The organism is Arthrobacter sp. 92 (genome assembly GCF_050260325.1).
Lineage (GTDB): Bacteria > Actinomycetota > Actinomycetes > Actinomycetales > Micrococcaceae > Arthrobacter.
Map to the genome: position 1 here is coordinate 3,370,993 of NZ_CP189863.1, position 12,779 is coordinate 3,383,771.

Sequence of the window (12,779 nt, forward strand, 5' to 3'; positions counted from 1 at the left end):
ACAAATCCTTACAAAGGCTCCCGCTAAGCATAGGAGCTTGCGTTACCGATCTGAAATACGGGCGCGCCAGGCGGGGCATCAGCGAGGCGGCAACGGCCCCGCTGCGGCGCGCCACAGGGCGCCGCAGCGCGGCAGTCAGGATCGGAAAATGCGCGCCGTTCAGGAGTGGCGGGCCGGCAGCGTCTTTGGCATAAACGGTGGCCGGGTTGCTTCAAACGCCGTGATATCTTCCTCGTGCTTGAGCGTGAGCCCGATGTCGTCCAGGCCCTCAAGAAGGCGCCAGCGCGTGTAGTCGTCGATCTCGAACGGTGCCACCACGTTGCCGCAGATCACGGTCTTGGAGACGAGGTCCACGGTCACTTCCGTGCCGGGGGCGTTTTCCAGCACCTTCCAGATGAGCTCGATGTCATCCTGGGCCAGTTCAGCGGCCAGCAGGCCCTGTTTGCCCGAGTTGCCGCGGAAGATGTCGGCGAACCTTGAGGAGAGGACGGTTTTGAAGCCGTAGTCCTTCAACGCCCAGACGGCGTGTTCCCGGGATGATCCCGTGCCGAAGTCCGGGCCTGCCACCAGCACCGAGCCGGAAGTGAACGGTTCCTGGTTCAAAATGAACGAATGGTCCTTGCGCCAGGCCGCGAAAAGTGCGTCCTCGAACCCCGTGCGGGTGATCCGCTTGAGGTAGACGGCCGGAATAATCTGGTCGGTATCGACATTGCTCTGGCGCAGCGGGACGCCGATTCCGGTGTGCTTGCTGAACTTTTCCATGGGGTCTTCCTAGGCGGCGTTGGTGTGGAGGGCGGCGGATTCCGGCGCAGGATCAAGGTCCGACGGCGAGCTCAAGGTGCCGCGCACGGCGGTGGCGGCGGCCACTACCGGCGAGACGAGGTGGGTGCGGCCACCCTTGCCCTGGCGTCCCTCGAAGTTGCGGTTGGAGGTGGATGCGCAACGCTCCCCCACCTCCAGCTGGTCCGGGTTCATGCCCAGGCACATCGAGCAGCCGGCAAAACGCCATTCAGCACCGAAGTCCTTGAAGACCTTGTCCAGGCCCTCCGCTTCGGCCTCCAGCCGCACCCGTGCCGAGCCCGGAACAACGAGCATCCGGATGTTCGGGTCCTTGGTGCGGCCGCGGACAATGTCCGCGGCGGCGCGAAGGTCTTCCATCCGCGAGTTTGTGCAGGAGCCCAGGAAGACGGTGTCCACCCGGATCTCTTTCATGGGCGTTCCGGCCTCCAGCCCCATGTACTGCAGGGCCCGTTCGGCTGCCGCCTTGGCGTTCTCGTCGCCGAAGTCCTCGGGGGACGGCACCCTCGCGGACAGGGACACGCCCTGGCCCGGATTGGTGCCCCACGTGACAAACGGCTCCAGCGTGTCGGCATCCAGATCCACTTCGACGTCGAACGTGGCGTCATCGTCGGTGCGCAGCGTGTTCCAGTACTCCACGGCCGCGTCCCACTCGGAGCCCTGCGGCGCGTGGGGACGGCCGTACATGTAGTCGTAGGTTGTCCGGTCCGGTGCCACGAGCCCGGCGCGGGCGCCGGCTTCGATGGACATGTTGCAGATGGTCATCCGCGCTTCCATGGACAGGGCGCGGATGGCCGAACCCCGGTATTCCAGGACATAACCCTGGCCGCCGCCCGTGCCGATCTTCGCAATCACGGCGAGGATGATGTCCTTGGCGGTGACCCCGGGACGAAGCGTGCCTTCAACATTGACGGCCATGGTCTTGAAGGGTTTCAGGGACAGCGTCTGCGTGGCCATGACGTGCTCCACCTCGGAGGTGCCGATGCCCATGGCGAGGGCGCCGAAGGCTCCGTGGGTGGAGGTGTGGGAGTCGCCGCAGACCACGGTCATGCCCGGCTGGGTGAGGCCAAGTTGGGGGCCGACCACGTGGACGATGCCCTGCTCGGCGTCGCCCAGGGAGTGCAGGCGCACGCCGAACTCCTGACAGTTGTTGCGCAGCGTCTGGATCTGCGTCCGGCTGGTGAGATCGGCGATAGGCTTGTCGATGTCCAGAGTGGGCGTGTTGTGGTCCTCGGTGGCGATGGTGAGGTCCGGGCGCCGCAGCTTGCGGCCGGCCAGCCGCAAGCCCTCAAAGGCCTGCGGGGACGTCACTTCGTGGACCAGGTGAAGGTCGATGTAAAGAAGGTCAGGCTGGGCATTGGCACCTTCGCCGTCGCCTTTGCGCACCACGTGCGCGTCCCAGACTTTCTCGGCCAATGTCTTTGCCATGGCCATCTCCCTTCACAGCTGTTGGTGGTTTATCTCAACTGAATCAGCAGTCCCGTGTAATACGCCAGCCAGATGATTTGCATCTCAGATATTGAGACGTCAATATCATTACATGGACAATTCTAGTGGCGTCGGAGTCATCGATAAAGCCGCCCATGTACTTGATGCCCTTGAGGCCGGCCCCACCACCCTCGCGCAGCTCGTGGCGGCTACCGGGCTGGCCCGGCCCACCGTGCACCGGCTCGCGCTGGCGCTCGTCCATCACAGGCTGGTGAGCCGGGACATCCAGGGTCGCTTTGTGCTCGGCAGCCGCCTCGTAGAGCTCGCGTCCGCGGCCGGCGAGGACCGCCTCATCGCCTCCGCGGGCCCCGTGCTGATGCAACTGCGCGACGCCACGGGCGAGAGCGCCCAAATCTTCCGCCGGCAGGGTGACTGGCGCGTCTGCGTCGCGTCCGCCGAACGCCCTATCGGCCTTCGCGACACCATCCCCGTGGGCACCCAGCTCTCCATGAAGGCCGGATCGGCGGCGCAGGTGCTGCTGGCTTGGGAGGACCATGACCGCCTCCTTGAGGGCCTGCAGGCCGCACGGTTCACGCCCACTGTCCTCGCGGGAGTACGACGCCGGGGCTGGGGTCAGAGCCTCGGCGAGCGGGAACCGGGGGTCGCCTCTGTTTCCGCCCCCGTTCGTGGTCCGTCCGGGCGCGTCATCGCCGCAGTGTCGATCTCCGGTCCCATCGAGCGCCTCACCCGCCAGCCCGGCCGGCTGCACGCTGAAGTTGTGTGCAACGCCGCCCGTGTCCTCACGGAAGCCTTGCGCAAGAATAACGACTGAACCCCTCCCGCGGCCATGACGCTAGGCTGTGGCCATGAACAGCTATGCAGTGTTCCTGCGCGGCGTGAACGTTGGCGGGATCACCATCAGGATGGCCGAGCTCAAGAGCGCACTGAAGTCCTGCGGTTTCTCCGCAGTCACCACCCTGCTGGCCAGCGGGAACGTTGCCCTGCTGAGCGACCTCGGTCCCGCTAAGGTGAAAAGCCGGTTCGAAGAATGCCTGCGCGAGTCCTTCGGGTATGACGCGTGGGTGGTGGTGCTGACCGCAGCACGTGTGGCAGAAATCGTGGATGCCTGCACCTACCCGGCAGATGACAAGTCCACGCACACCTACATCACACTGTCTTCGGACCCGGCCATGCTGGACGAACTCTTCGAGGCCGGCTCCAAACCGGACGGGGCAAACCCGGACGGTGCCAGCCTGCACCGGCTGGGCCCTGAGGCCCTGGCGTGGCTGGCGCCGGCCGGCGGAACCCTGGAGAGCCCGTTCAGCAAACTCTCATCCAAGCCGCGTTATAAGTCGAGCACCACAACACGCAACCTCCGCACCATGATCAAGGTCCGCGACGCCGCCGGAGCCCTTGGGGAATCTTGACACGCGGCCCGCATAACCGGCGGGTGGCAAATACCGGGACTGCGGCCAGCAATTGTGCCAGTCGCCGGTTGTCGGCGGAGATGGAGCCCACGTCTGGAGGATCCAGCAGGGCGCTGCCTCCCGGCACCACGGGGTCGGCCACCAGGACCAGAGAGAAGATGGACGCCCCATCCGCCGCGCGCTGGCTGGCCGCGCGCCGGCTGGGAGCTGCCTTCCTGCGGGCGGCTGTCTTTGGACGTCATGTCTTCACAGAGGAACCCGGGAGGAGGCAAAGAAAAACGGTCCCGGGCTGGCGCCCGGGACCGTTTCCATTGTGACCCCAGCGGGATTCGAACCCGCGTTACCGCCGTGAGAGGGCAGCGTACTAGGCCGCTATACGATGGGGCCGCGTACTTCCAGAATGGTATTTCCACCATTCAAGCTCAGTGATTATTTCATACACTCAGCAGCTGTTTCAAATCAGCTAAGTTGCTTTGAAACCGTGAATTGCAGCACAAGGAATTACTACTCAGTGTGCCGCTTTTCAGCGCTGGGATACCAGGACTCGAACCTAGAATGACGGTACCAGAAACCGTAGTGTTGCCAATTACACCATATCCCAATGGAACTTTCGGGCCAGGCCCCCGGGTGAAAACCCGCGCTCCCGGCGCCTCAGCACGAGTAATTACTTTACCCGAGAGTTTTGGCTGGCACAAATCGAGTGCGTTCGACCCCTTCCAAGCCACCCAAACGCGGGTTGCTGCCGCGGGCGGCGGGCGAATCGCAGAAAAACCCTTGCCAATACGGGGCCCTCAAGTTTACGCTCGGTAAGTTACCCGCTAGTAACAAGACTCCCCGACCCTCACAAGAGGGAGCGCCACGCCCGTGTCCCAGTGTTAGCTGCGTCACAGGCCGGGAGTTTCCGGCAGCAGGGCCGCTGCCGGAAAGGTCGTCGAGAGGAACCACCTGTGTCACAGAGCCGTGCCGCCGCCCATTCCGTCCCCCGGACCCGCGCCCAGCAGATCGCCATCGCCGTGCTCGTCCTGCTCCTGATTGCGCTCCTGGGTTTCTACACCTTGGTCACGGGCCGCATCACTGATGGATCAGCGAGACTAAATGACGGGGCCGGCCAGGCCGCCTCCGGGGCCGAGCAGCTGAAGGAGGGTGCCGGGAAGCTCGCTGACGGTGCAACGCTGGCCGACACCGGAGCCGGGAAGCTTTCCGCCGGGGCCAGGAAGATCTACGCCGGCATCAGCGACAAACTCGCTCCCGGGGCGGACCAGCTACGGGCGGGCGCCGAAAAGCTGGCCAGCGGTGCCCTGAAAATCGAAACTGATGTGAACACCAAGCTGGCGCCCGGTGTGTACAAGGTTGATGACGGGGCGCAGAAGCTGGCAGCCGGAGCGGTGCAGTTGTCCGCGGCCCTCACGCCGACGCCGGCAGGTAACGCCGAGAACAATCTCGCCGACGGCGCCACCCGTCTGAATAACGGCGCTGCACAGTTGAACGCGGGGGCAGTCCAACTCGCGGCGGGAACCAATCAGTTGAAGGGATACCGCGGCGCCAACAACAACCCGGAGGCAGGCACCGGGACGGCGGCACTCGCGCAGGCGCTTGAGCTCCTGCAGACTGCCGCGGACGATCCGATCCAGGGGCTGGTGCCGCTGTCAGTGGTGAAGGACAAGATAGCCAAAATCGCAGCAGGCGCGCACAAGCTCGACGAGGGAGCCACCCAGCTTCAGTCGGGCGCGTCGAGGCTTCAGGCGGGCGCAGGCCAGTTGGATGCCGGGACGGGTAAACTGAGCGCCGGATTCGGCACGCTGAGCGGGAAACTCAACAGCCAGGACCCGGGCAGCCCCGGGGTGGTTCTCGGTACCCGCCTCCTTGCCGACGGGACCGCTAAAATCAGGGTGGGCATGGACGGAGTGCCGGGAGATCCGGAACACCCGGGACTCCTGAAGGCGGCGGCAAGCATGACCGATGGCACGTCGCGCCTCGCCGACGGCACACTGGCCTTGAGCACGGGCATCCAGGGAGACCCGGGCGACCCCGCCAATCCGGGCCTGCTGAATGGTTCCAAGGCGCTGGCCGCCGGGGCGTCGGATCTCTCCAGCGGCAACACCAAGCTGGCCGCAGGATCCTCCCAGCTGGCGAGCGGCGCGGACAAGCTCGCTGACGGCAATGCCAGGATCGCAGCGGGAACGGATACCCTGCACTCCAGCGCAGCGGCAATCTCACCGGCAAGCATGGTGGGCACCTCCGATGTCGCAACGGCCCTGGGGCTGGTGGGGGTCCTTGGCCTGGGTTCGGTGGCGGCCTTCCTACTCATGCGGAAAAAGAACCCGCTGGCGGAAACGGCCTAGGAGCTTCCCTGCGCCCCCCTCAACGGAAGCCGCCTGCGCGGGGCTAGGGGTTGCCGTTGGTTCCCGGGGTGCCGGGGGCTGTCGGTTGCACCTGTCCCTGAACCGGCCCCGGACTGCGGCGTGCCTGCCCGTTGGCGCCGTTAGGCCGGCCGTTCTGGAACCTTTGCCCGAACTGGTGAGTGGCATCCGACTGTCCCACCGAGTATCCAATCGCGGCTCCTCCCCCGCCGGCGAGCAACACAGCGGCTCCGGCCGCCGCCAGAACCTTCGGCATGCTCCACCACTTCTTTTTCCCCGGAACGCCAAGAGCGTAGCCTGCGTGGGGGACGGTCCGAGGCGCAAGCGTGGGGGGCGGTGCGGCGGGAGTCGGCGGCACGATCGGCGTCGGGCGGCCGTCCGGGCCTTCAGGAACGTTGTCTGGGGTGTTCTCGTGCCGCACCTGGCTGACTCCTAAAGAATGAATATGTTAGCGAGCCAAGTAAAGTCCACAAAACTGGGGGAATGCTGGGTGGGTGCGGGCCGTTCAATCCGCCGCCGTGGGCAACAGGGACGGATCGCTGGCCTTAAGGAGCTTGAGCGCCAGCGCGCCCGAGAGGACAGCGAAGGGCAGCTCTACCAGGACAGCCTCGAGGACCGCGGTGGCCAACGGCAGCCCGGGAGCAGCCGTTGCCACATCGAACAAGGCGTCAATGCAGAGACTGGTGGAGAAGGCGGCGGTGGTCAGCACCGCGTACGGGCTGCGACGGAGCAGGAACAGCAACGTGAACAAGGCGCTTAGACCTTCAAACGCATCCAATCCAAGCCAGGCGACATTCCAGTTACGTGCCACAGTCTCGGAAGGCATAACGCCGCCGAGGTAGACGATCCAAACGACATAGAAAAGAACCGCTCCGATCCCGCAGGCTATTGCCGCGCGCCGCCAGCCCATGCCCCAGACCCGCTTGAGGATCCTGCTCCGGATCATGAGCGCCAGAATCACCGCTACGGCCAGCAGGCCGAACCTCAGGACCACAAAGTGCAGCCCCGCAGGCCAGCCCTCCTCGGCAAACAGCTTTGCCGCGAACATTGGGACCGAGGATCCAGGAACGGGGCCGCCGCCCTGGAAAAAAAGGCTAGGCACGCTCCTCCAGCAGCTCGGCCAATGATCCAATCTCGTGTCCGGCAAAGGCCGACGCCGTCCCGCCGCTCCGGTTCAACCACACGCCCAGCAGTCCTGCCGCCGTCGAGCCTTCGGCGTCGAGAAGGCGGTTGTCGCCCACGAAGAGGGTTTCGGCGGCGCTGGTGCCAAGGCGGCGGACGCCTTCCAGATAGATCGCGGGATCAGGCTTCGGCACTCCGACTGTGTCTGTTCCCACGAGCACTTGAATCCGGTCCAGTCCCGCGCTGTCCAGCTTCACGCGCTGGTAGTCGTGGACGTTGTTGCTCACCGCACCGTAGGGGATACCGGCAGCATCCAGTGCGTCCAAAATAGGGCCCACATCCGCAAAGGCCCTGACGTAGCCGTGCTGCAGGGCGGCATAGGACGTGAGCCAGCTGTGCGACTCCTCGCCTTCCTCAAGTTCCACGCCAAAGTGACCCAGCGCCGCCCGGCCACGGAGGAGCCGTTGCTCGTTGAACGTCAGCTCACCGGCCAGGTAACGGTCGTAGAAATGGGTGGTCTCATGTGTGAAGATCCGTCCGAACTTTTCCCACCCGGCGGAATCCAGACCGGGCAGGAGATGTTCGCTCACATCACGCAACGCCGTAGTCATGGCAAACTCCAGGTCCACCAGGGTGTCGTCAATGTCGAACAGAACGCCCCGGACTACCCCGAATGCCGTGTGCAGGACACGCCCGCCGTCGCCGCGCAGTGCAGTCATCAGCCGCGGAAAACGTTCAGGCGCTTCAGGGAGGAGTCCTTGCCCAGGATGACCATGGACTCGAACAGCGGCGGGGAGATCCGCCGGCCGGAGATGCCCGTGCGGACCGGCCCGAAGGCCAGGCGCGGCTTGACGCCGAGGCCCTCCACGAGGGCCTCCTTCAAGGCCGTCTGGATGTTCTCGGCCGTCCATTCAGACACGGGCTCAAGCGCGGCGATGGCGGCGCCGAGGACTTCGGCCAGGTTTTCGGGCAGTCCTTTGCGGGCGTCGTCGGCGACGTCGATCGCGTCATCGGCTTTGAACAGGAAGGCGAGCATTTCGGGTGCTTCGCCCAACAGCGAGATTCGCTCCTGGATCAACGGCGCCGCCTCGGTAAGGATTTCCTCCTGGCGGTCGGTGAGATGCTCCCCCACGAGCCCGGCCGCCTGCAGGTACGGCACGAGTCGGACGCGGAAGTCTTCCGGGGCCAACATGCGGATGTGGGTGCCGTTGATGGCCTCGGCCTTCTTGATGTCGAAGCGGGCAGGGTTGGCCAGAACGTCGTTGACGTCGAAATGCTCGATCAGCTGCTCGACGGTGAAGATGTCCTCGTCGGCGGACAGGCTCCAGCCCAGCAGGGACAGATAGTTCAACAGGCCCTCGGGGATGAAGCCGCGGTCCCTGAGCAGGAACAGGTTGGACTGCGGGTCACGCTTGGACAGCTTCTTGTTGCCCTCGCCCATTACGTAGGGCAGGTGGGCGAAGACCGGCATGTAGCTGGCGACGCCGATGTCCATCAGCGCGCGGATGAGCACCACCTGGCGGGGGGTGGAGGACAGCAGGTCCTCGCCACGCAGCACGTGGGTGATTGCCATCAGGGCGTCATCAACCGGGTTGACCAGGGTGTACAGCGGCGAGCCGTCGGCCCGGACAATGACGTAGTCCGGGATGCTGCCGGCTTTGAAGGTGATCTCGCCGCGGACCATGTCGGTGAAGGTGACATCCTCATCGGGCATGCGCACCCGGAGCACGGGTTTGCGGCCCTCCGCCTTGAACGCGGCAAGCTGTTCTTCGGAGAGTTCGCGGTCGAAGTTGTCGTAGCCCAGCTTGGGGTCGCGCCCGGCTGCCCGGTGGCGCGCCTCGACCTCTTCCGGGGAGGAGTAGCACTCGTAGGCGTAGCCGGCCTCGATCAGCTTGGCCACAACGTCTTTATAGAGGTCCAGCCGCTGGGATTGCCGGTATGGCTCATGCGGTCCGCCGACTTCCACGCCCTCTTCCCACGTGATGCCGAGCCATTTCAGGGCTTCCAGCAGCTGCTGGTAGCTCTCCTCCGAGTCGCGCGCCGCGTCGGTGTCCTCAATCCGGAACACGAAGGTGCCTTTGGTATGCCGGGCGTGGGCCCAGTTGAAGAGGGCTGTGCGGATCAGGCCCACGTGCGGGGTGCCCGTGGGTGACGGGCAGAACCGGACCCGGACAGGGGTGTCGGCGGTGACTTCGGTGTTCGAGGCAGCAAGCGGCGCGGAGGCAGTAGTCATAGTGGAACCAACATTACCAATTGGCGGGTGACAGCCGGACCAGCCCGCCCACCCCCGCCTGCCGCTGCGGCTCTCCTTTAGCGGCGGACCACCGGGTTGGACAGGCGTCCGATGCCCTCGATCTCCACTTCGAAGCGGTCCCCTGCCTGGACCAGGCCCACACCCGCGGGGGTGCCGGTCATAATGACATCGCCGGGCAGCAGGGTGAAGGCCTGGGAAACGACGGACACCAGCTCGCGGACGCCACGGATCATCTGGCTGGTGCTTCCGTCCTGGCGCAGTTCACCGTTGAGCCGGCCCTGGATCTGCAGGTCCTCGGTGTCCAGCTCCGTCTCGATCCAGGGGCCCAGCGGCGCCGAGGTGTCAAAGCCCTTGGCCCGGGCCCACTGCAGGTCCGTCTTCTGGACGTCGCGGGCGGTGAGGTCGTTGCCGCAGGTGTAGCCGAAGATGACGTCGTCCACGCGGTCCTCGGGCACGTCCTTGCAGATCCGGCCGATCACCACGCACAGCTCTGCCTCGAAGGAGACCTCCTCGGAGAACTCCGGCAGGACGATTGGATCGTTCGGGCCGATGACCGAAGTGTTCGGCTTCAGGAAGAGCAGCGGCTGCTTGGGAACCTCGTTGCCCAGTTCCGCCGCGTGCTCCACGAAGTTGCGGCCCACGCCCACCACCTTGCTGCGGGGGATGATCGGGGCAAGGAGGCGCACGTCCTCCAGCTTGTGCTTGATGGTGGTTCGTTCCACGCCGTGGAAGAAGGGGTCGCCCTTGATAACAGTGACTTCCTCACTGCCTGGCTGTCCTTCGACAACGCCGTAGAGGGGATCGGAATCGGCTACAAATCGGGCGATACGCATGGTTCCTAGCGTACAGTCTCCGGCTTGCGCCCCCGCGCGTCAGGGGGCGCCGGTGCCGGACCGCAGGTACTGCAGCTGGGCTGCCACGGAGAGTTCGGCGGCGGGCCGCACGGAAGGATCGACGGCGGCGTACACGGCGTCCGCCACGTCCTGGACGCCGGCGTCCGCACCCAGGCCCTCGAGGGCGGCGCGGATCTGGGCAAGCCGGTCCTGCCGGTGATCCCGGTAGGCGCGGACGATCGTGTCCAGCGCCGGCAGCATGGGACCGTGGGCGGGCAGCACGGTTGCCGGCCCCAGCCGCTCCAGCCGGTCCAGCGAGCCAAGATAGTCGCCCAGAGTCCCGTCGGGGAAGTCAAGGACTGTTGTACCAAGGCCAAGGATGGTGTCGCCCGTCAGCACCGAGCCGCGGGTCCCGTCGCCGGGCAAGTGGAAGCAGATGGAATCCGAGGTGTGGCCGGGCGTCGCCACCACCCTGATTTCCACGCCCGCCGCGTGCAGGATTTCGCCGTCCTGGAGCGGGCTTCCGCCGTGGCAGTGCGCGGGGTCGGCCGCCCGGACGGGGGCGCCGGTCAGTTCGGCGAAGCGGGCTGCCGCCGCGCTATGGTCGGCGTGGCGGTGCGTGATGAGGATGAGCTCCACGCGGCCCGCCTCTGCCAGCCGTCGCAGGTGCTGCTCATCCAGCGGGCCGGGGTCCACCACCACGACGCCGGCCGCGCCCGGTGCCGCGATGACGTAGGAGTTGGTGCCGTGCAGGCTCATGGGTCCCGGGTTCGGGGCGAGGAGGAACCGGGTCAGCTCGGTGCTGCGGAGGACGCTGCGGGGATCGTCGGGAATCACATTTCAATCTTCGCACCGAATCCGGCACTTATAGGAGCAGCAGGACGCTAATGACCAGCGGAAGGAGTGCCTCGGCGATGGCGCTCGCCCAGAGCCGGCGTTCAGTAAGGACCAGAATGATGCCGAGAAGAACATGGCCCAGGCATGTGAAAAGCAGCAGCGCCCGCCCGGCGGCCGGCTCGGCGCCAGTCAGCAGGATCGAGCCGACGATCGCACCCACGCCCCAGATCATGTTGTAGAACCCGAGGTTGACCGTCCACAGCCTCACGGCGTCAGTGTCTGCGGGATTGATGAGGAACAGACGGTGCAGCCGCTGGTCCCGGAAGAAGAACGATTCGAGAATGCCAACCAGGATCAGCACCACCCCGAAAATCACACCCAAAACCTGAACGAGTCCAGTCATGGCAATAGTGTGCTCCCGCACAAGCCTGTGGGACCAGCGGCGGGGAGCCGTTGAGCCGCACTTCCACACAGAGCCGCAGTGCTTAGAGCGAGGGAGCCAAACGCCGACGGCGGCCGCACCGCGTGGTGGGCCGCCGTCGAACGTCGCGAGAGTGGGTTGGGCCTGCTTACGCCAGGCGGGTCAGCCAGCCGTGGGTGTCTTCCTCGGTGCCCGTCTGGATGCCCAGGAGCTTGGCACGGATTGCCATGGTGGTCTCCCCCGCCTTCGCGTCCTCGGAGCCGATGAATTCGGTGTTGTCCTTGAGCACACCGATGGGCGTGATGACCGCTGCCGTGCCGCAGGCGAAGACCTCGGCAATCTCACCGGAGGCAACACCCTCGCGCCACTCATCCAAGGTGATCTTGCGCTCGGTGACCTCGCGGCCCATGTCCCTGGCCACCTGCATTACCGAGGAACGGGTGACGCCCTCGAGGATGGTGCCGGTGAGGGCCGGAGTGACGAGGGACCCGTCCTTCATCACGAAGAAGACGTTCATGCCGCCAAGTTCTTCAACAGCGTTGTCGTTGAACTGGTCCAGGAACAGAACCTGCTTGCAGCCGTGGGCCTCGGCTTCCTGCTGGGCGATCAGCGAGGCTGCGTAGTTGCCGCCGCACTTGGCGGCGCCGGTGCCCCCGCGGCCGGCACGGGCGTATTCGCGCGAGATCCAGATGGAGACCGGCTTCAGTTCGCCGCCGAAGTAGTTCCCCGCTGGGGACGCGATGACCCGGAAGGACACCTCCCGTGCCGCCCGAACGCCGAGGAACGCCTCGGTGGCGATCATGAAGGGGCGCAGGTACAGGGCTTCGCCATCGCCGGCCGGAACCCAGTCCTTGTCCGCTTCCACCAGTCCACGGATGGCACCCAGGAAGTACTCCTCGGGAATCTCCGGAAGGGCCAGCCGGCGGGCGGACTTGTTCATCCGTGCGGCATTGGCCTCCGGCCGGAACGTCCAGATGGAGCCATCGGCGTGGCGGTAGGCCTTGAGTCCTTCGAAGATTTCCTGGCCGTAGTGCAGCACCGCCGCGGACGGATCGAGCGAAATGGGACCGTATGCCTCGATGCGGGCGTCGTGCCAGCCGCCGTGGCCGCTCTCATCAACGCTGTAGTCCACGATTGCGGTGTGGTCGGTGAAATAGTTGCCAAAACCCGGGTTCGCCAGGATGGCTGCACGCTCTTCAGCAGACTTCGGGGTCGCCGATAGCTGCAGGGTGAATTCGACGCCATGGGCAGTCTGAGTCATGGTTCCTCCACGGTCGGCTGCCTGGCGTGTGAACGTGG

13 protein-coding genes and 2 tRNA genes are annotated in these 12,779 nt (G+C 65.5%); 3 read left to right on the forward strand and 12 right to left on the reverse strand.

The window, feature by feature from the left end:
- Positions 1–159: 159 nt before the first annotated feature.
- Complete coding sequence (gene leuD, locus ACP4XC_RS15655; protein WP_427171225.1) at positions 160–762, reverse strand: 3-isopropylmalate dehydratase small subunit; 603 nt, start codon at positions 760–762, stop codon at positions 160–162.
- Between the two features lie 9 nt (positions 763–771).
- A complete protein-coding gene (gene leuC / locus ACP4XC_RS15660; protein ID WP_427171227.1) occupies positions 772–2,226 on the reverse strand; it encodes a 3-isopropylmalate dehydratase large subunit in 1,455 nt (484 codons plus the stop codon).
- Positions 2,227–2,338: 112 nt separating this feature from the next.
- Here leuC and ACP4XC_RS15665 point away from each other — a divergent pair, with 112 nt between their 5' ends.
- Both ACP4XC_RS15665 and ACP4XC_RS15670 read left to right on the forward strand, forming a co-directional pair.
- Positions 2,339–3,058 (forward strand): IclR family transcriptional regulator, encoded by a 720-nt coding sequence (locus ACP4XC_RS15665; protein WP_011692361.1) that lies wholly within the window; start codon positions 2,339–2,341, stop codon positions 3,056–3,058.
- 34 nt (positions 3,059–3,092) lie between these two features.
- Positions 3,093–3,653, forward strand: a complete 561-nt coding sequence (locus tag ACP4XC_RS15670; protein WP_427171229.1) for a DUF1697 domain-containing protein — start codon at positions 3,093–3,095, stop codon at positions 3,651–3,653.
- Between the two features lie 314 nt (positions 3,654–3,967).
- On the opposite strand, the gene ACP4XC_RS15675 is transcribed toward ACP4XC_RS15670, so the two are convergent.
- Positions 3,968–4,040 (reverse strand) — tRNA-Glu (locus tag ACP4XC_RS15675).
- Between the two features lie 142 nt (positions 4,041–4,182).
- Positions 4,183–4,254: transfer RNA gene (locus ACP4XC_RS15680), tRNA-Gln, on the reverse strand.
- A gap of 346 nt (positions 4,255–4,600) precedes the next feature.
- Here ACP4XC_RS15680 and ACP4XC_RS15685 point away from each other — a divergent pair.
- A complete protein-coding gene (locus tag ACP4XC_RS15685) occupies positions 4,601–5,995 on the forward strand; it encodes a hypothetical protein (RefSeq protein WP_427171231.1) in 1,395 nt (464 codons plus the stop codon).
- A gap of 43 nt (positions 5,996–6,038) precedes the next feature.
- Here ACP4XC_RS15685 and ACP4XC_RS15690 read toward each other — a convergent pair whose 3' ends face one another.
- The 8 genes from ACP4XC_RS15690 to ACP4XC_RS15725 form a co-directional block, all read right to left on the reverse strand.
- Entirely contained in the window at positions 6,039–6,269 is a 231-nt protein-coding gene (locus ACP4XC_RS15690) for a hypothetical protein (RefSeq protein WP_427171233.1), read from the reverse strand.
- 249 nt (positions 6,270–6,518) lie between these two features.
- A complete protein-coding gene (locus ACP4XC_RS15695; protein ID WP_427171235.1) occupies positions 6,519–7,115 on the reverse strand; it encodes a hypothetical protein in 597 nt (198 codons plus the stop codon).
- Positions 7,108–7,854: an HAD family hydrolase gene (locus ACP4XC_RS15700; protein ID WP_427171237.1), complete on the reverse strand. Its 747-nt coding sequence runs from the start codon at positions 7,852–7,854 to the stop codon at positions 7,108–7,110. The genes ACP4XC_RS15695 and ACP4XC_RS15700 overlap by 8 nt, the downstream gene beginning before the upstream one ends.
- Positions 7,854–9,368, reverse strand: a complete 1,515-nt coding sequence (gene gltX / locus ACP4XC_RS15705) for a glutamate--tRNA ligase (RefSeq protein ID WP_427171239.1) — start codon at positions 9,366–9,368, stop codon at positions 7,854–7,856. The genes ACP4XC_RS15700 and gltX overlap by 1 nt, the downstream gene beginning before the upstream one ends.
- A gap of 77 nt (positions 9,369–9,445) precedes the next feature.
- Positions 9,446–10,222: a fumarylacetoacetate hydrolase family protein gene (locus ACP4XC_RS15710; RefSeq protein ID WP_427171241.1), complete on the reverse strand. Its 777-nt coding sequence runs from the start codon at positions 10,220–10,222 to the stop codon at positions 9,446–9,448.
- Positions 10,223–10,261: 39 nt separating this feature from the next.
- Positions 10,262–11,059 carry an MBL fold metallo-hydrolase gene (locus ACP4XC_RS15715; RefSeq protein WP_427171243.1) on the reverse strand — a complete coding sequence of 266 codons (798 nt, stop codon included), beginning with the start codon at positions 11,057–11,059 and terminating at the stop codon, positions 10,262–10,264.
- Between the two features lie 28 nt (positions 11,060–11,087).
- A complete protein-coding gene (locus ACP4XC_RS15720; RefSeq protein WP_427171245.1) occupies positions 11,088–11,462 on the reverse strand; it encodes a DUF1304 family protein in 375 nt (124 codons plus the stop codon).
- A gap of 166 nt (positions 11,463–11,628) precedes the next feature.
- Positions 11,629–12,741, reverse strand: a complete 1,113-nt coding sequence (locus ACP4XC_RS15725) for a branched-chain amino acid aminotransferase (RefSeq protein ID WP_427171247.1) — start codon at positions 12,739–12,741, stop codon at positions 11,629–11,631.
- Positions 12,742–12,779: the final 38 nt, after the last annotated feature.

What these genes read in the sequence shown, in the direction of transcription:
- leuD (WP_427171225.1), bottom strand. Translation starts at nt 762, where the DNA reads ATGGAAAAGTTCAGCAAGCACACCGGAATCGGCGTCCCGCTGCGCCAG.
- leuC (WP_427171227.1), bottom strand. Translation starts at nt 2,226, where the DNA reads ATGGCAAAGACATTGGCCGAGAAAGTCTGGGACGCGCACGTGGTGCGC.
- ACP4XC_RS15665 (WP_011692361.1), top strand. Translation starts at nt 2,339, where the DNA reads ATGGACAATTCTAGTGGCGTCGGAGTCATCGATAAAGCCGCCCATGTA.
- ACP4XC_RS15670 (WP_427171229.1), top strand. Translation starts at nt 3,093, where the DNA reads ATGAACAGCTATGCAGTGTTCCTGCGCGGCGTGAACGTTGGCGGGATC.
- ACP4XC_RS15690 (WP_427171233.1), bottom strand. Translation starts at nt 6,269, where the DNA reads ATGCCGAAGGTTCTGGCGGCGGCCGGAGCCGCTGTGTTGCTCGCCGGC.
- ACP4XC_RS15700 (WP_427171237.1), bottom strand. Translation starts at nt 7,854, where the DNA reads ATGACTGCACTGCGCGGCGACGGCGGGCGTGTCCTGCACACGGCATTC.
- gltX (WP_427171239.1), bottom strand. Translation starts at nt 9,368, where the DNA reads ATGACTACTGCCTCCGCGCCGCTTGCTGCCTCGAACACCGAAGTCACC.
- ACP4XC_RS15710 (WP_427171241.1), bottom strand. Translation starts at nt 10,222, where the DNA reads ATGCGTATCGCCCGATTTGTAGCCGATTCCGATCCCCTCTACGGCGTT.
- ACP4XC_RS15720 (WP_427171245.1), bottom strand. Translation starts at nt 11,462, where the DNA reads ATGACTGGACTCGTTCAGGTTTTGGGTGTGATTTTCGGGGTGGTGCTG.
- ACP4XC_RS15725 (WP_427171247.1), bottom strand. Translation starts at nt 12,741, where the DNA reads ATGACTCAGACTGCCCATGGCGTCGAATTCACCCTGCAGCTATCGGCG.